The following is a 15,940-nucleotide window of genomic DNA, read 5'->3' on the forward strand; positions in this document are numbered from 1 at the left end:
GTCGATCAGTACAGTGCGCTCGCCAGACGGCGCCGTGCCGCGGCCACACGCGGGTCGTCCACCCCGATCAGCTCGAAGTACTCGACGAGCCGGACGCGCAGCGTCTCACGGTCCGCGCCGAACACCGTCGGGACCAGGTCGAGCAGCCGCCCGAAGGCGTCCTCGACGTGCCCTCCGCTGACGTCCAGGTCGGCGACGGCCATCTGCGCCTCGACGTCCTGCGGCGCCGCGGCCGCGGCACTGCGGAGCTCGTCGGCCGTGCGACCGTTCAACCGGTCGAGCAACGAGACCTGCGCGAGCCCGGCGACGGCCATCTGGTCGTTCGGGTCCTGCGCGATCGCGGTCTTGTACTCCTGCACGGCGGCGGCGTAGTCGCCCCGCTCGATGGCGTCGTACGCTGCCTGGTGGTGCGGCGGCAGCGGCTCGGGAGCGGGCTCGCCCTGGGGCTCCGTCTCGGCAGCGCCGTCGACGGTGACCCGACCGGTCACGCCGTTCTGCTCGGCAGCGGCGACGACCTGCTCGAAGACGTCGCGCACCTGCGCCTCGGGCAGCGCGCCGACGAAGAGTCCGAGCGGCCGACCACCGATCAAGGCGGCGACGGTCGGGATCGACTGCGCCTGGAACGCCTGCACGAGCTGCGGGTTGGTGTCCGCGTCGACCTTGGCGAGCACCACGCGACCGTCGTACTCCGCGGTCAGCTGCTCGAGGATCGGCGAGAGCTGCTTGCACGGCCCGCACCACTCCGCCCAGATGTCGACGATCACCGGGACGACGGACGAGAGCTGCAGGACGTCCTGGAAGCTCTGGTCGGTGACGTCGATGACGAGCGACGGGACGGTCAGGTCGGCGTCGGGACCGGCACCGGTCGCCGGGACGCCGCCCGGCACGGGAGCGGCGCCGGCGCCACCGGTGCCCGCGGCCGGTCCCGGACCTCCGGCGGGAGCACCCGCTTGCTGCGTCGGCCGCTGTGCGCGGTCGACGAGGGACGACAGGTCGACGGCTCCGCGGAGACCGGACGGGGTCGGGGGGACGTTGGTCATTGCACCTCACTCGCTGCGGTCAGGCCCTGCGTGAACCCGAGCAGGACCACCTTCTCATCACTGCCGACCGGCGGCACGGAGAACAGCAGCTGGACGCTGTACGTCGCGCTGATCCCCTTCGTGCTCGAGTCGACGCCGGAGAGGGCCTCGACCGCCCCCTCGGTGTTGACCTCGGCGCCGGCCGCGGTCGGGGTCACCTTCTCGACCTCGTCGAGCGAGGCCGACACGAGCGCACCCGCACCGTCCGTGGCGATCGCCACGGCGCCGTCGTCGGGCACCTCGGACGAGTACTCGATCTTCGCGGTGTCCGGCAGCGACTCGGCCTTCTTGTCCTTGTACGCCTTGCCGATCGTCGAGCGCAGACCGTCGCCGTCGGAGGCGAAGAGCGAGGCGGAGTCGCTGTCGGAGTCCTTCGCCAGCACGTCGCCGTACGCGGCCGCGATGTCGTCGGGCGCGATGCGCAGGAGCTTCGTGTCCCCGGCGAGCCGTGCCGCACCGATCGACGTCGGCGCCAGGCTCGGGATCTCCGCAGCTGCCTCGAGCGACACGTCGTAAGCGACCTTGTAGTCGTCGCGCGCGCTGTCCTGCACCAGGGTGAGGGCCTGCGGAGCGGTCTTCGCGGAGCAGTCCTCGGCGACGACCGTGAAGATCGTGCGCGGCCAGCTGTCGGTCTGCTGCGGGAGTGCCACGCAGACCTGACCGGCCGAGATCGCGGGCGGCGTCTCGACGTCGGTGTCCTTCTCGCGGATCGCGTAGTTCGCCTTGCGGAAGTCGAGGGCGGCCCCGGTGAAGCGGGTCTCGAGCAGCGTCGCGTCACGGTCGGCATCGGCCTTCGACGCGACCTCGGCAACCCGCTCGACGATCCGGCGGATCTGCTGCTCGGTCGCAGCGGTCGGTTCGGTCGAGTCCGCGGCGCCGGTGGCCGAGGCGGTCGGCGTCGGGGTGGCGCCGGAGCCACCGCCCTGCGGCCAGTAGTCCGACGAGCAGCCAGCGAGACCGAGCGCCCCCACGAGCACGATCGGCACGGCCACCAGGGAACGACGGCCACGACGACCGCGGACCGGCACCTGTGCCCCCGCGGCGGCTGCACGACGCGACGCCCGCACGCGCGGCGGACGCGACCCACCGCTGCGGCGACGCGGACCACGACCACGACGCTGGTGCAGGAACGCCCAGACCAGCAGCGCGACGCCACCGACCAGGAAGAGTCCGCCCGCGACGAGGAGCGGACCGACGGAGGGCGTCGCGGTGTCGCGCGGCCAGGTCACCGACACGTCGGTCGGCGCGGCGTCGGACCCGTCGGCGAGCACCACGACCGAGACGTCGGCGGGCAACCGGACGGTGAACCGCCCCGCACCGTCCCACTCCTGGTACCAGAGGTCGCTGCCCTTCGGGTCCGGCACGGAGTCGGCCGATCCCGTCGTACGGCCGACCAGGCGGTCCTGCTCGGCGTCGAAGCGCAGGGTGGTGTGCTTCGCGTCACCGATCCACGCGTCGACGTCGGCGGTCCTGCCGTAGGCCGCGAACACCGTCCCGGAACCCGAGACGTCGATGCGCTGGTACCCGGGGTTCGCGTTGAGCGTCGACCCCGGGATCACGGTCACCGGGGCCGAGGCCGTGCTCGACGACTCCGCGACGAGCGACGAGGGTGGCGCGAACACGGTGCGCTGCCCGACCGCGAGACCGACGAGCAGCAGACCGATGACGAAACTGACGATCGCCAGGACGAATCGCACGGATCTTCTCCCTACCGCGCCGGGGGTGGGGGGATCGGCGCGCGAATCAGCGCCCCAGGATAGCGAGGCACCCTGGACATCGCATCCCCCACCGCTGTCCACGGGCTCAGTCGGCGCCGGTGGGCCGCCACTAGACTCGTCCGCGGGCCAAGGGCTGGCCCTCCGCCGACCCCCAGGAGCAACACGTGGCGAACGACGAGGCCGAGTTCGGGACCGAGCTGCGCGGGTACCGCCGCGACGAGGTGGACCGCTCGGTGAACGAGCTCCGCCGCGAACTCATCAAGTCGAACACCGACCGCGCCGAGGCCGCCAAGGAGATCCGTCTCCTGCAGGCGCGTGTCGCGGACCTGCAGGGCGAGCTCGACGAGGCCGGCACCCCGACCTACAGCGGGCTCGGCACCCGCCTCGAGTCCACCCTGCGCGTGGCCGAGGAGCAGTCGACCCGACTCATCAGCCAGGCGGACATCGACGCCCAGCGGCTCCGCGCATCGAGTCGGCACGAGGCCGAGCGTCTGCTCCGCGAAGCCCGGCAGGAGGCGTCGGAGACCCTCGAGGACGCCCGCTCCCGTGCGACCGACGAGCTCACCCGCGCCCGGGCTGAGTCGTCCGACACGATCGAGCGTGCCCGTGCCGAGGCCGGCCTGCTGACCCAGGACGCCCGCAACGAGGCCGCCGCCGTCCGGGGTGCAGCCGTCACCGAGGCCGCCGAGGTCCGCTCGGTCGCCATCCGCGAGACCGATGCCCTGCGTGCCCGTGTCGAGCGCGAGGTCGCCGAGCTGCGCGAGGACGCGCAGCGCGCGGCCGAGGACGCCCGTCGCGCCGCTGCCGACCTCGACCGTGAGACCGAGCACCGACGCAGTGTGTTCGAGGCCGACCACGCCCGGCGCACCGCGGACCTCGACCGCGAGGAGACCACGCGGCGCGCCGCCCTCGAGCGCGAGGTCGCCGAGGGCCGCGCTGCCTGGCAGCGCGAGCGCGACGAGCAGCGCCGAGCGCACGAGCTCGCGCTCGAGACCGGCCGGGCCGAGCTCGAGTCCGAGGTCGAGCGCGGCCGGGCCGCACTCGAGGCGGAGACCAGCGACCGTCGTCGTGAGCTCGACGCCGAACTCGGTGCCGCCCGCGCACGCTGGGAGCGCGAGGCAGCCGAGGCCCGCACCGCCCTCGACCAGGAGCTCGAGGCCGCCCGTGCGCAGCTCCGTGTCGACGAGGAGCAGACCCGGGCCGAGAACGCACGCCTGGTGGAGGAGACCGCTGCCCGCATCGCCGCGGAACTCGAGGAGCACCGCGCCCGCATCGAACGCGAGCGCGCCGAGACCGACGCCGCCGCCGAGCGCGCCGCTCGCGAGCACGCCGACGAGCTCGCTGCGCGCCGCGAGCGGGAGCACGCCGAGGTCGACACCGAGATCGCCGACCGCCGCACGGCCGAGCTCTCCGACCTCGAGGCCGAGCGCACGGCGCTGCAGCAGGAGGTCGACACGGTGCGCGCCGACCTGCAGCAGGAACGCGACGAGGTCCGCACGGCGATCGCCCGAGAACGCGACGAGGCCCGCGCGGCGCTCGAGTCCGAGCTCGCCGCCCGCCGTGACGACGCCGAGCAGGACTACCTGCAGAAGCACCAGGAGACGGTGGCCGAGACGCAGAAGTACCTCGACGAGGCCAACCTGCAGCTCGCCGAGGCGACCCGCCGCGCGTCCGAGGCGCGGGAGCGCGCCGAGCGGCTGCAGCAGGAGGCCGACGACCTCGAGCGCACGAGCACCGCGCAGGCACAGGAACGTGCACGCACCATCGTCAGCGACGCCCAGGAGCGAGTCCACCGGATGATCGCGGAGGCCGAGGAACGGTCGGCCGCGGCGATCGCCGAGTCCGAGGACCGGCTCGCCGCCATCCGCACCGAGCGCGACGCCGTCGCCGGGTACCTGGAGAACCTGCGCGGCGTGCTCACGCACGCCACCGGGCTCCTCGACGAGTCCCCCGTGGCGGCCGGCCGTCCGGCGGACGACGAGGCCCTCGACGAGGACGCCACCGCCCGCTGAGGACGGCATCCGCGACCCGGCCTGGAGGCGCACCGCGCGTCTCCGGGCCGGATCGCGTCCCCCCCGCGGCAGCCGTGGCGCTCGCCGCTCACCCGGGACGGTCGGCTCGCGGGGCACGGTCGCCGTCCGGCCCTGACCGGTCGGTGGCGTCAGCCCGGTCGCAACGCCGACCGTGTGGTCAGTCGTCGAGGTGCGTCGGCAGCGGCGCGCTGCCCGGGACCACGAGGTCCGCGACGGCGTCGAGGACCGTGCGGACGTACCGTTCCCCGACCCACAGGTGCTTCGCGCCCGCGACGGGGACGACCCGCACGTTCGGCGCGACGGCGAAGCGGCGGACCGCGTCCTCCGGCTGCAGGAAGTCGTCGTGCTCCGGGACCAGCGCGACGACCGGGACGTCCACGTCCGCCCAGCGTCGGAGCTCGTCGTCCGAGGTCCGGTGCAGCGGGGGCGACAGCAGCACCACACCGGCGACGTTCCCCGCGGCGACGTGTTCGAGGCCGTGCTTGAGGACGACCTCGGTGCCGAACGACCAGCCGAGGAGCCACGGGGTCGGCAGTCCGCGTGCGACGGTCTCGTGCACGGCGGCGCGGAGGTCGAAGCCCTCGGACTCACCGTCACCGAAGACGCCCTCGGACGTGCCCCGTGGCGAGGTCACCGACCGGAAGTTGAACCGCAGCACCGCGATGTCGGCCAGCGCGGGCAGGCGCGAGGCCGCCTTCTTCAGCACGTGACTGTCCATGAACCCGTGCGCGGTCGGCAGCGGGTGGAGCGTCACGAGCGTGCCCCGCGCGGGCCGGTCGAGCGGCTCGGCGAGCTCGCCGACGAGGGTGAGGTGGTCGTCCGTCACCAGTTCGATGTCGGTACGACGGGCGGGGAGCTCGGTGTTCGAGCGGATCTCGGTGCTCATGCGATGCTCCAGCAGTGGTTGTGCCAGTGTCGGCGGGACGCCAGGTCGGCGTCGTCCCCGAGCACACCGTCTGCGCGCCAGACCACCACGTGCGCGACACCCGGCAGCACGGCCAGGCCGCAGCCCGGACAGACGTACTCCTTCTGTGCGGACGCCGCGGACACCGGTTGCACGGTGAAGGTACGACCGCGACGGACCTCGGTCCGCCTCCACGAACTCATGAGGCGGTCGAGACCGGTCTCGTCCTCGGTCGGCTCGGGACCACGACCACGGGGTCGCCGCGGTCGGTTGCTGCGCGGCACCCCGGAACTGCCGATCAGTACCAGTTGTAGGACTGGCTGTGGCCCCACGCGCCGCAGGGGGTGCCGTAGACGCCGGAGATGTAGTTGAGACCCCAGGTGATCTGCGTCGCGGGGTTCGTCTGCCAGTCCGCACCGGCCGTGGCCATCTTGCTGCCGGGCAGCGCCTGCGGGATGCCGTAGGCACCGCTCGGGTTGTACGCGTTGACGCGCCAACCCGACTCCTTGTTCCACAGCGACACGAGGCAGTTGAACTGCTCGCTCCCCCAGCCGCGTGCGGCGACCATCTGCTGGGCGATCTCCTGCGCGCTGCCCGGGTTCGGCGTCGCGGCCGTCGCCGCGAGCGTGTTCGACGGCGTGACGGCCGTGCTCTTCGCTGCCGGGTCGGCCTGGTCGTCGGTGGCCTCGGCCGGCTTCTCCTCGACCTTGGGCTTCGGCAGCGTGACCCCGTAGCCGTCGCGCGTCACGTCGAACGCGGCGTACGTGCCGTGTGCCGTGAACTGCTGCGGCTCCACGGGCGCCTTGACGAGCACCGGGGCGACGACGGCGGCCTGGGCAACGTCGGGCTGCATCGGGTTGAACAGCGAGCCGCCGACGAAGCCGAAGACGGCGAAGAACGACAGCGTCGGGATGGTCGCGCGTCCGCGCATGAACGAGTTGAGGGTCCGGGCAGCCTTCGGCTTCGCCGGTGCGGCGACCGCGCGTCGCTGCTGGACGATGCGCGGGTCGGCAGCACCGGTCGGTGCGATCGGTCCGCGGACGAGGACCGGAGCGGTCGCCGGTGCGGCGGACGTCGCGACCGGGGTCGGCGCCGTCACGGGTGCGCCCAGCGGTGTCGACGGCAGCGCTGCCGTCTCGACCCGCGGGGTCTCGTGGAGGACCGAGTGCCCCGTCGTGCGGAGTCGGTCGCGTGCCGCGCGGCGCTCACCGACGACCGGACGGTCGAGGTGCTCGCGGGTACCGCGGTCGGAGCTGAGGTCTGCCGTGTGCCTGCCCATGAGTGGGTCCAGGATAACGGAACGGTCACGGGAAGAGAAGCACCGGTGTCCCGCGCGTCGTCAGCGGACGGCGAGCATGACCTCGACGACCGCGTCGAGCAGCGCGTCCACCTGCGCCTCGCGGTAGCCGCCGTGCTTCGGGCGGAACACCACCGACCGGACCTCGGTCAGGCTGAGCGGCTTGCCGTCGCGGAAGTAGCCCGCCAGCCGCTCCGCGAAGACGTCGACGTCCTTCGGGTGGTAGCCGGTGCCGAGCGGGCTGGTGCGTGCGAACCGCTGCCCGGTGGGACGCTCGAGTCGCGCGACGACGTCCGACGCCTTGGCGCGGGCCTCGGCGTACCAGGCCTTCTGACCCGTCTCGGCGATCTCGCGCTCCCGCTCGCGAGCGGCGAAGGCGTCCTCGAGGCGCTCGAGCGCGGCGTCGACGTGTGCCGTGGAGTAGCCGCCCTTGCGCATGGAGAAGGCGGTCCTGCGGATCTTCGCCGCCTCGATGCCGGGAGCGGTGTCGCCGGCGGTGTACGCACGACGGGCGTCCTCGAGGAACCGCTCGACCTCGTCGACGTCGTACCCGAGGGACTTGCGGTCTGCGGAGGGGAAGGTCGTGGCCACGGCGACATTCTGCCAGCACCGGACCATGGCGCCACCTGGACGCGCGGTCCGACAGGGCGTCGGGCGCTCAGGTCAGTGGACGACCACCAGGAACAACACGTAGGCCACGGCCGACGACGGCAGGATGCTGTCGATGCGGTCGAGCAGCCCACCGTGCCCGGGCAGGAACGACGAGATGTCCTTGATGCCGAGGTCGCGCTTGATCATCGACTCGGTCAGGTCGCCGAGCGTGGCGGAGCCCGAGATGAGGACACCGAGGACGATGCCGGTCCACCAGGGCAGACCGAGCATGAGCCAGGTCACCACGATGCCGACCAGGATGCTCGCGGCGACCGATCCCGCGAAGCCCTCCCAGGTCTTCTTCGGGCTGATCCGCGGCGCCATCGGGTGCTTGCCGAGGTTGAGCCCGGTGGCGTACGCACCCGTGTCGACGGCGACGACCACCAGGATGAAGGCGATCACCCACAGCTCACCGCGGGGCTGGGCCGAGAGCAGCACGATGCACGCACCGAGCAGGGTGATGTAGGCCTGCACGAACAGGCCGTTCGTCAGGTCGCGGGCGACGTGACCGGCCGGCGGCTTCTCCCGCGCGATCGCGACCTCGACGAGCCGCCAGACCGCGATGAGGACGATGCCGCCGAGGATCGCGAACAGCGCCGCGACCTGCCCTCCGAGGAACGCTGCCGGGACCATGACGACGGCCGCGGCCACGCTCGGGATGCGCGGCACGTCGCGCCCGGCGAACCGCATCGCACTCGCGAGCTCGTAGACGGCCACCCCGAGCAGGAAGGCCGCGACGACCATGAACGCCGGCTTCCAGATGAGGAGCGACCCCAGCATGACGACCGCGAACGCCAGGGCGATGGCGATCGCGGCCGGCAGGTTGCGGCCGGTGCGGGCGGTCAGTGCCTCGTTGCGCGCGCCGAAGTCCTTCTTGCGCTGCTTGAGCTGCGCCTCGAAGTCGGCGCGCGCCGCACGGGCACGGGCATCGAAGTCCTGTCGCAGCCCCTTCTTCGTGGTCGGGGCTGCTCCGGTCGGGCGCGGTTCTGTGGGGCGGTCGCCGCCCGGCTCGGGGAGACGCATCAGACCTCGAGGAGTTCGGCTTCCTTCTTCTTCAGCGCGTCGTCGATCTGGTCGACGTGCTTCTTCGTCAGGGCCTCGAGGTCCTTGTCGCCGCGGGCGATCTCGTCGTCGGAGATCTCACCCTTCAGCGCGTCGAGGTCGTCCTTCGCGCGGCGACGGATGTTCCGGATGACGACCTTGTGGTCCTCACCCTTGCCGCGCACGAGCTTCACGAACTCCTTGCGGCGGTCCTGCGTGAGCTCCGGGATCGTCACGCGGACGATCTCGCCGTCGTTCGACGGGCTGGCGCCGAGGTTCGGGAACGTCGCGATCGCGCGTTCGATCTCCTTGAGGGCCGACTTGTCGTACGGCGTGACGATGAGCGTGCGTGCCTCGGGCGTCTGGAGCGACGCGAGCTGCGCGAGCGGCGTCGGGGTGCCGTAGTAGTCAACCGGGATCTTCTGGAAGAGGGCGGCGTTGATGCGTCCGGTACGGACGGTCGCGAAGTCGTCCTTGGCGACGTCGACGGCCTTCGCCATCTTCTCGGTGGCTTCGGTCAGGACATCACTGATCACGGTGGTTCTCCTTCGGTACTGCGTCGAGTCTAGTCAGCGTGCGGGTCAGTTGCTGACGACCGTGCCGATGCGCTCCCCGCGGATGGCGGCCGCGACGTTGCCCTCGCCCTCCATGCCGAAGACGTGCATCGGCATGCCGTTGTCCATGCAGAGCGAGAACGCCGTCGCGTCGACGACCTTCAGGCCCTGCAGCAGGGCGTCCTGGTACGTGACGTGGTGCAGCTTCTCGGCCGTGGCGTCCTTCTTCGGGTCGGCGGTGTACACACCGTCCACGCCGTTCTTGGCCACGAGGACCTCGTGCGCGTCGATCTCGAGCGCACGCTGGGCGGCGACCGTGTCGGTCGAGAAGTACGGCAGGCCCGCACCGGCACCGAAGATCACGATGCGCCCCTTCTCGAGGTGCCGCTCGGCGCGCCGCGGGATGTACGGCTCGGCGACCTGGGTCATGCTGATCGCGGACTGCACCCGGGTCGCCGCTCCGGCCTGCTCCAGGAAGTCCTGGAGCGCGAGCGCGTTCATCACGGTGCCGAGCATGCCCATGTAGTCGGCACGACCGCGGTCCATGCCGCGCTGCGAGAGCTCGGCACCGCGGAAGAAGTTGCCGCCGCCGACCACGATGGCCACCTCGACGTCCTGCGCGGCCTGTGCGATCTCCTTGGCGATGGTGCTGATGACGTCCGGGTTCACCCCGAGGGACCCGGCCCCGAACGCCTCCCCCGACAGCTTCAGCAGGACCCGGCGGCGTCCGGTCTTCTCGTTCGTCATGTGGCGCACCCTTCGTCGAATGTCTCGTGGGAATCTACCCGGCCGCAGCCGGTCCGGCGGAGGAGGTCGTGCCTCCCGGCCGGCTCCGCGCACGTCGCAGCGCGCAGAAAACGGGGCCCGGAACCGATGTGGTTCCGAGCCCCGTCACGGGTTCGTTACGCGCCGACCTTGACGCGGGCGAAGCCCTGGATCGTCAGACCGGCGTTCTCGGCGGCCTTCGCGACGGACAGCTTGTTGTCCTTCGCGTAGTCCTGCTCGAGGAGCGCGACCTGCTTGCGGTACGCGTTGAGGCGACCCTCGACGATCTTCGGCAGGGCGGCCTCCGGCTTGCCCTCCTCGCGCGTGATCGCCTCGACGGTCGCGCGCTCCTTCTCGATGGCCTCGGCCGGGATCTCGTCGCGGGTCAGGTACGTCGGGTTCGCGAACGCGACGTGCTGGGCGATCGACCGCGCCTCGGCGGCGTCGGAGCCCGCGTAGGCGATGACGACGGCGATCTGCGGCGGCAGGTCCTGGCTGGTCTTGTGCAGGTAGACCTCGAAGGCATCGCCCTCGACACGGACGACGGTGCGCAGCGCGAGCTTCTCACCCAGCGCGGCGGCGGCCTCGTCGATCGTCTCGGCGACGGTCTTGCCGTCGAGCGGCGCGGCGTTGCCGGCCTCGACGTCGGACGCACCGGCGGCGGCGACCGCGGCCACGACCTTGTCGGCGAGGGTGGTGAACTTCTCGTTCTTCGCGACGAAGTCGGTCTCGCTCGCGAGCTCGACGACGGTGGCGGCGCCACCCTCGGTCGTCGCGACGACGACACCCTCGGAGGTCGCACGGTCGTCGCGCTTGGCGACGGCCTTCGCGCCCTTGATGCGGAGCAGCTCGACGGCCTTGTCGTAGTCGCCGTCGGCCTCGACGAGCGCGTTCTTCGCGTCCATCATGCCGGCCCCGAGGTCCTCACGGAGCTTCTTCACGTCAGCAAGGCTGTAGTTGGCCATTGACTGGAGTCCTTTCTGGACTGGTGTTGTGGAGAGAGAGGGAAGGGGCGCCGAGCCGACCGGCCCGACGCCCCCGGTGACTACTCGGCCGAGGTGGCTTCGGCGTTCTTGGCCTCGTCGGCGATCGGCTCGCCGATCTCCTTCGCGGCGACCTGCGCGTCGGCGTCGTTCTCCTCGACGGGAGCCTCGGCTGCGGGAGCGGTCTCGGCTGCCGGAGCGCCCTGCGCGCCACCCTGCTCACCGGAGAGGAGCTCCTGCTCCCACTCGGCCAGCGGCTCGGCCGTCTCCTCGTCGCCGCCGTTGTGGCGGGTCTTCAGGCCCTCGGCCGCGGCGTCGGCGACGATGCGAGTCAGGAGACCGACGGAGCGGATCGCGTCGTCGTTGCCCGGGATCGGGTAGGTGATCTCGTCGGGGTCGCAGTTGGTGTCGAGGATGCCGATGACCGGGATCCCGAGCTTCTGCGCCTCGTCGATCGCGAGGTGCTCCTTCTTGGTGTCGACGACCCAGAGCGCGCTCGGGGTCCGCGTGAGGTTGCGGATACCACCGAGGGTCTTGTGGAGCTTGTCCAGCTCGCGCTTCTTGATGAGGAGCTCCTTCTTGGTGAAGCCCTTCGTCGTGTCGTCGAAGTCGATCTCCTCGAGCTCCTTCATGCGCGCGAGGCGCTTGGAGACCGTCTGGAAGTTCGTGAGCAGACCGCCGAGCCAACGCTGGTTGACGTACGGCTGGCCGACGCGGGTCGCCTGCTCGGCGATGGAGCCCTGCGCCTGCTTCTTGGTGCCCACGAAGAGGATCGTGCCACCGTGCGCGACCGTCTCCTTGACGAAGTCGTACGCGCGGTCGATGTAGGCCAGCGACTGCTGCAGGTCGATGATGTGGATGCCCGAGCGCTCGGCGAGGATGAAGCGCTTCACCTTCGGGTTCCACCGACGGGTCTGGTGTCCGAAGTGGACGCCGCTGTCGAGCAGCTGGCGGATGGTGACGACGGCCATGCCGTCCCTCCTTGTTCTCGGCACACGACTGTTCGGCCGTGCGCACGGTTGCGGTTGTGTCGGTCGCGACCGGTGGCCGTGACCCCTGGCGCCCTGTCCGCGCGGCCGCCCGCTCGTGAGAGCAGGACCGGTGGCCGCGGAACGTGTCGTGGCGAGAGCACTGCTGTTGGACGAGCACTGCTGTTGCACGAGCACTGTGGACGCGCGAAGTCAGCGCGCCGGAGCGCGCTGCGGTCGCAATGCTAGCAGGTCCGGACGCCCAGGCCGTCGCCGGACACGACGGAGCCCGGACACGACCGCGCCCGGTACGACGGCGCCCGGACACGACCGTGCCCGGGACACGACGGAGCCGGGACGCACGGGAGGCGCGGTGCGGGTCCGACCCGCACCGCGCCTCCCGTCGGGTGGTGACGCCGGTGGACGCTACTTCGCCGACACCGTGTCGCCCTCTGCCGTGATGCCCATCTCCTCGAGGGAGCGGCCCTTCGTCTCCGGGATCTTCGCGATGACGAAGAACAGCGAGAGCAGGGCGAACAGGGCGTAGATGCCGTAGGTCACCGTCAGGTTGAAGCCGGAGAGCACCGGGAACGAGATCGTGACCACGAAGTTCGCGATCCAGTTGGCGGCCGAGCCGACACCGAGCGCGGTCGCGCGGATGCGGTTCGGGAACATCTCGCCGAGCAGGACCCACATGAGCGGACCCCAGGTGGCGCCGAAGGAGACCACGAACAGGTTCGCGAAGATCAGCGCGATGATGCCCCAGGAGCCGGGCAGGCTCGGCGCGCCGTCCACGATCGTGGCCTGCGAGAACGCGATCGCGACCATCGTGAGCGAGACGAACATGCCCGACGAGCCCGCCACGAGCAGCGGCTTCCGGCCGAGCTTGTCCACGGTGAAGATCGCGATGAACGTGACGGCGACGTTGACGATCGACGTGATCGTCGAGATGAGGAACGAGTCGCTCTCCTTGAACCCGACCGCCTGCCAGAGGGTCGTCGAGTAGTAGAAGATCACGTTGATGCCGACGAACTGCTGCAGCACGGCGAGGATGATGCCGACCCAGACGATGGGCTGCAGGCCGAAGCGGTTGCCCCGGATGGAGCCCTTCTTCTCGTTGGCCTCCTTCTTGATGCCGTCCTGGATCTCCTCCAGGCTCGTGTTCACGGTGTCACGCGGGACGATCTTGCCCATGACCTCACGGGCGTCGTCGGCACGGCCCTTCGAGAGCAGGAAGCGCGGGGACTCCGGCAGGGTGATCGCGAGCACGCCGTAGACGACGGACGGCACGACACCGACGAGGAACATCCATCGCCAGGCGGCGAGGCCGAGGACCTGCTCCGAGGCGCCACCGGCGGTCACCGCGAAGAGCTGGTCGGAGAGCAGGGCGGCGAAGATGCCGAGCGTGATGGCGAGCTGCTGGAAGGACGCCAGTCGACCGCGGATCGCCTTCGGGGAGACCTCGGAGATGTACGCGGGGGCGATCACCGACGCGGTACCGATGCCGAGGCCACCGACGAGACGCCAGATGACGAGGTCCCAGGTCGCGAACGCGAAGGCGGAGCCGATCGAGCTGACGAAGAACAGCACCGCTGCCCAGAACATGACGCGCGTCCGGCCCCAGCGGTCGGCCAGGCGACCGGCGAAGTAGGCACCGAAGGCACAGCCGATGAGCGCGGAGGCGACCGCGAAGCCGCTGGCGGCCTCGGACAGGCCGAACTCGCCCTTGATCGCGTCGACGGCTCCGTTGATGACGGAGGAGTCGAATCCGAAGAGGAAGCCGCCGACTGCCGCCGCGATGGCGAACAGGGTGACCTTCCCCTTGAACGCACGGTCCTCGCCGTGCTGGGTGGACGTGTTCGACACGGTGCTCCAGGTTCTTGCCGCCGTGCTGGGTGGCGCACGGTGCCCCGGCGGTCGGCTGGTTCGCCGTCCGAGCGGCGTTGCGTGTTCCGGAGCGGCCCCGACTGTACTCGCTGGCGGCTCGCGGGGCACATCGGGGCGCGGCGGCGCGGCTGCGCGGCGGGCCATGCGGGGTTGGACGCGTTCTGGGGTCGCCGTGGATCGCACGGGTTCGCCGACGTTGCACGCGTCGATCGACGCGTGTCGTGTCGCAGCCGGCACCGCGAGAGGACGTGGTGTGGCGCGGCGCCGTCCGACAGCCGTCCCTGCACAGCCCTGGAGGCAGCGGGCACCGTCCCCAGATCGGCCTGCCGCCGCTCGTGCCCGGGCGCGTCTCGACGACCCTCGTCACATGAGACGGTCACCGCTCCTCCCTCGGCCCGGGCGGCCGGGTGGGCTCCTCGTCCTCGCGGTCGCACTCCTGGTCGAACTCGCGGGTCCGCTCGTGGTCGCGCTCGCGAGTGCGCTCCTGTCGGGGCACCCGGCGACGTCCGACGAGGCTGGCCGCTCGGCCGGAACGATCGTGGCGAGCGAGGACGTCGCTCCGGCGCCGTGGGTCTGGCCGACGGGCACGCGCGAGGTGGTCCGACCGTTCGAGGCACCCGCGGACGACTACGCGCCGGGTCACCGCGGCATCGACCTGGCTACGTCCGTCGGTACCCCTGCGGTCGCGGTGGCGGACGGCACGGTGTCGTTCGCCGGGCAGGTCGCCGGCAGGGGCGTCGTGACCATCGACCACGGGGAGGGCCTCGTGAGCACGCTGGACTCCGTCGAACCCTCGGTGGCGACGGGCGACGCCGTCCAGCAGGGGATGGTGGTCGGTGTCGTCACGGTCGGACACTGTGCCGCCGCCGATCCGTGCCTGCACCTCGGCGCACGGGTCGAGGGTCGCTACGTCGATCCGCTGCGGTTCCTGTCGCCGGCTGCCTGGCCGGTCCTGCTCCCGGAGTCGGCGTGGCCGGGGTGACGTGCCGGAGGCCGCGAGGCCGTGCTGCGGAACGGCGTCGGGACTCCCGCCCGGCCGTTCGCCGTCAAGCGCGGGGGTGCGCCGTTCGGTAGACCTCCCGGAGCCGGGCGGACGAGACGTGCGTGTAGATCTGCGTCGTCCCGAGGCTCGCGTGCCCGAGGAGCTCCTGCACGGCCCGGAGGTCCGCTCCCCCGTCGAGCAGGTGCGTCGCCGCGGTGTGCCGGAAGGTGTGCGGCCCGCTCGGACCCGCGCCCGGCAGGTCTCCGAGCGCTCGAGCGACCACCCGGTACACGCTGCGGACCCCGAGTCGGCCACCCCGGTCGCCGAGGAAGAGCGCGGGCCCGCCGGAGCGCTGCACCTGCTGCTCGGAGGGGTCCGGCTGCGGGGAGGTGTCCGACTGCCGGGCGGGGGCCGGTGACCGCTCGGCAGCGCGCGCAGCGAGGACCGGGCGACCCCGTCCGAGCCAGGCCTCGAGCGCGTCCCTTGCGGGCACGCCGAACGGCACCACCCGTTCCTTGCCGCCCTTGCCGAGCACTCGCACGGTCAGGCGGTCTCGGTCGACGTCCTCGACGTCGATGCCGACGAGCTCGCTCACCCGGATCGCCGCGGCGTAGAGCAGTTCGACGACCGCCAGGTCGCGGAGCGCAGCAGGGTCGTCCGTGTCCGCCCGAGCCGCGAGTCCGTCGAGCACCGTCCGGACCTGGTCGGTCGACACCACGCGCGGCAGGTGACCCGCCCCCTTGGGCGCGCGCAGTCGAACAGCTGGGTCGGTGTCGAGCAGACCGGTCTCGCTGGCCCAGCGGGTGAACGCCCGCACCGACGACGACCGGCGCGCGATCGTGGACCGGGCGAGCCCGCGTCGGTCCGCTTCCCACAGCCAGTCGCGGAGCACCTCGAGACCGAGGTCCGCGGTGGCGGCGATCCGCCGCTCGTCGGCGAACTGCACCAGCTGGTCGAGGTCGTTCGCGTAGGCACGGACGGTCTGGTCACTCAGGCCCCGGGCGCCACGGACGTGGTCGAGGAACGACTCGACCGCCGCCACGAGTCGCCCGTCCGCCTGCTCCGCCACGGACCCCAG

The 15,940-nt window shown here is 71.7% G+C and carries 15 protein-coding genes; 2 read left to right on the plus strand and 13 right to left on the minus strand.

The window, feature by feature from the left end; genetic code table 11:
* Positions 1-5: 5 nt before the first annotated feature.
* Together J2X59_RS11295 and J2X59_RS11300 are read right to left on the minus strand one after the other, a co-directional pair.
* On the minus strand, positions 6-1,040 hold the full coding sequence (locus J2X59_RS11295; RefSeq protein WP_326496740.1) for a tetratricopeptide repeat protein: 1,035 nt from the start codon (positions 1,038-1,040) through the stop codon (positions 6-8).
* Positions 1,037-2,776: a hypothetical protein gene (locus tag J2X59_RS11300; protein ID WP_326496741.1), complete on the minus strand. Its 1,740-nt coding sequence runs from the start codon at positions 2,774-2,776 to the stop codon at positions 1,037-1,039. The genes J2X59_RS11295 and J2X59_RS11300 overlap by 4 nt, the downstream gene beginning before the upstream one ends.
* A 185-nt stretch (positions 2,777-2,961) precedes the next feature.
* Between J2X59_RS11300 and J2X59_RS11305 the strand changes: the two genes are divergently transcribed.
* On the plus strand, positions 2,962-4,809 hold the full coding sequence (locus J2X59_RS11305; RefSeq protein WP_326496742.1) for a hypothetical protein: 1,848 nt from the start codon (positions 2,962-2,964) through the stop codon (positions 4,807-4,809).
* A 178-nt stretch (positions 4,810-4,987) separates the two neighbouring features.
* Here J2X59_RS11305 and J2X59_RS11310 read toward each other — a convergent pair whose 3' ends face one another.
* The 10 genes from J2X59_RS11310 to J2X59_RS11355 all read right to left on the minus strand — a co-directional run bounded on the left by J2X59_RS11310 (position 4,988) and on the right by J2X59_RS11355 (position 13,859).
* On the minus strand, positions 4,988-5,716 hold the full coding sequence (locus J2X59_RS11310) for an alpha/beta hydrolase (protein ID WP_326496743.1): 729 nt from the start codon (positions 5,714-5,716) through the stop codon (positions 4,988-4,990).
* On the minus strand, positions 5,713-6,018 hold the full coding sequence (locus tag J2X59_RS11315) for a hypothetical protein (RefSeq protein ID WP_251159688.1): 306 nt from the start codon (positions 6,016-6,018) through the stop codon (positions 5,713-5,715). The genes J2X59_RS11310 and J2X59_RS11315 overlap by 4 nt, the downstream gene beginning before the upstream one ends.
* Before the next feature lie 14 nt (positions 6,019-6,032).
* The gene (locus tag J2X59_RS11320) at positions 6,033-7,013 is read right to left on the minus strand and encodes a transglycosylase SLT domain-containing protein (protein WP_235426340.1); all 981 of its coding nucleotides are present in this window, start codon (positions 7,011-7,013) and stop codon (positions 6,033-6,035) included.
* 60 nt (positions 7,014-7,073) lie between these two features.
* Positions 7,074-7,622 carry a DivIVA domain-containing protein gene (locus J2X59_RS11325; RefSeq protein WP_200884098.1) on the minus strand — a complete coding sequence of 183 codons (549 nt, stop codon included), beginning with the start codon at positions 7,620-7,622 and terminating at the stop codon, positions 7,074-7,076.
* Between the two features lie 72 nt (positions 7,623-7,694).
* Positions 7,695-8,705 (minus strand): phosphatidate cytidylyltransferase, encoded by a 1,011-nt coding sequence (locus J2X59_RS11330; RefSeq protein ID WP_326496744.1) that lies wholly within the window; start codon positions 8,703-8,705, stop codon positions 7,695-7,697.
* A complete protein-coding gene (gene frr, locus J2X59_RS11335; RefSeq protein ID WP_066654807.1) occupies positions 8,705-9,259 on the minus strand; it encodes a ribosome recycling factor in 555 nt (184 codons plus the stop codon). Before frr ends, J2X59_RS11330 begins: the two co-directional genes overlap by 1 nt.
* Positions 9,260-9,304: 45 nt before the next feature.
* Positions 9,305-10,024 (minus strand): UMP kinase, encoded by a 720-nt coding sequence (gene pyrH, locus J2X59_RS11340; RefSeq protein ID WP_058729969.1) that lies wholly within the window; start codon positions 10,022-10,024, stop codon positions 9,305-9,307.
* Positions 10,025-10,179: 155 nt separating this feature from the next.
* A complete protein-coding gene (gene tsf / locus J2X59_RS11345; protein ID WP_066654809.1) occupies positions 10,180-11,007 on the minus strand; it encodes a translation elongation factor Ts in 828 nt (275 codons plus the stop codon).
* An 80-nt stretch (positions 11,008-11,087) separates the two neighbouring features.
* Positions 11,088-11,996, minus strand: a complete 909-nt coding sequence (gene rpsB, locus J2X59_RS11350; protein WP_326496745.1) for a 30S ribosomal protein S2 — start codon at positions 11,994-11,996, stop codon at positions 11,088-11,090.
* Positions 11,997-12,419: 423 nt separating this feature from the next.
* Positions 12,420-13,859: a sugar porter family MFS transporter gene (locus J2X59_RS11355; protein WP_066654813.1), complete on the minus strand. Its 1,440-nt coding sequence runs from the start codon at positions 13,857-13,859 to the stop codon at positions 12,420-12,422.
* Positions 13,860-14,247: 388 nt separating this feature from the next.
* Here J2X59_RS11355 and J2X59_RS11360 point away from each other — a divergent pair, with 388 nt between their 5' ends.
* On the plus strand, positions 14,248-14,862 hold the full coding sequence (locus J2X59_RS11360) for a M23 family metallopeptidase (RefSeq protein WP_326496746.1): 615 nt from the start codon (positions 14,248-14,250) through the stop codon (positions 14,860-14,862).
* 64 nt (positions 14,863-14,926) lie between these two features.
* Here J2X59_RS11360 and J2X59_RS11365 read toward each other — a convergent pair whose 3' ends face one another.
* Positions 14,927-15,931, minus strand: a complete 1,005-nt coding sequence (locus J2X59_RS11365) for a tyrosine recombinase XerC (protein ID WP_326496747.1) — start codon at positions 15,929-15,931, stop codon at positions 14,927-14,929.
* Between the last annotated feature and the right edge of the window lie 9 nt (positions 15,932-15,940).

Origin of the sequence: Curtobacterium sp. 260 (assembly GCF_030803485.1) — a bacterium.
Taxonomy (GTDB): Bacteria; Actinomycetota; Actinomycetes; order Actinomycetales; family Microbacteriaceae; genus Curtobacterium.

Excerpts from the sequence above, each read along its gene's own strand:
- J2X59_RS11295 (WP_326496740.1), bottom strand. The coding sequence starts at position 1,040 with ATGACCAACGTCCCCCCGACCCCGTCCGGTCTCCGCGGAGCCGTCGAC.
- rpsB (WP_326496745.1), bottom strand. The coding sequence starts at position 11,996 with ATGGCCGTCGTCACCATCCGCCAGCTGCTCGACAGCGGCGTCCACTTC.
- J2X59_RS11310 (WP_326496743.1), bottom strand. The coding sequence starts at position 5,716 with ATGAGCACCGAGATCCGCTCGAACACCGAGCTCCCCGCCCGTCGTACC.
- J2X59_RS11320 (WP_235426340.1), bottom strand. The coding sequence starts at position 7,013 with ATGGGCAGGCACACGGCAGACCTCAGCTCCGACCGCGGTACCCGCGAG.
- pyrH (WP_058729969.1), bottom strand. The coding sequence starts at position 10,024 with ATGACGAACGAGAAGACCGGACGCCGCCGGGTCCTGCTGAAGCTGTCG.
- J2X59_RS11330 (WP_326496744.1), bottom strand. The coding sequence starts at position 8,705 with ATGCGTCTCCCCGAGCCGGGCGGCGACCGCCCCACAGAACCGCGCCCG.
- J2X59_RS11360 (WP_326496746.1), top strand. The coding sequence starts at position 14,248 with ATGAGACGGTCACCGCTCCTCCCTCGGCCCGGGCGGCCGGGTGGGCTC.
- tsf (WP_066654809.1), bottom strand. The coding sequence starts at position 11,007 with ATGGCCAACTACAGCCTTGCTGACGTGAAGAAGCTCCGTGAGGACCTC.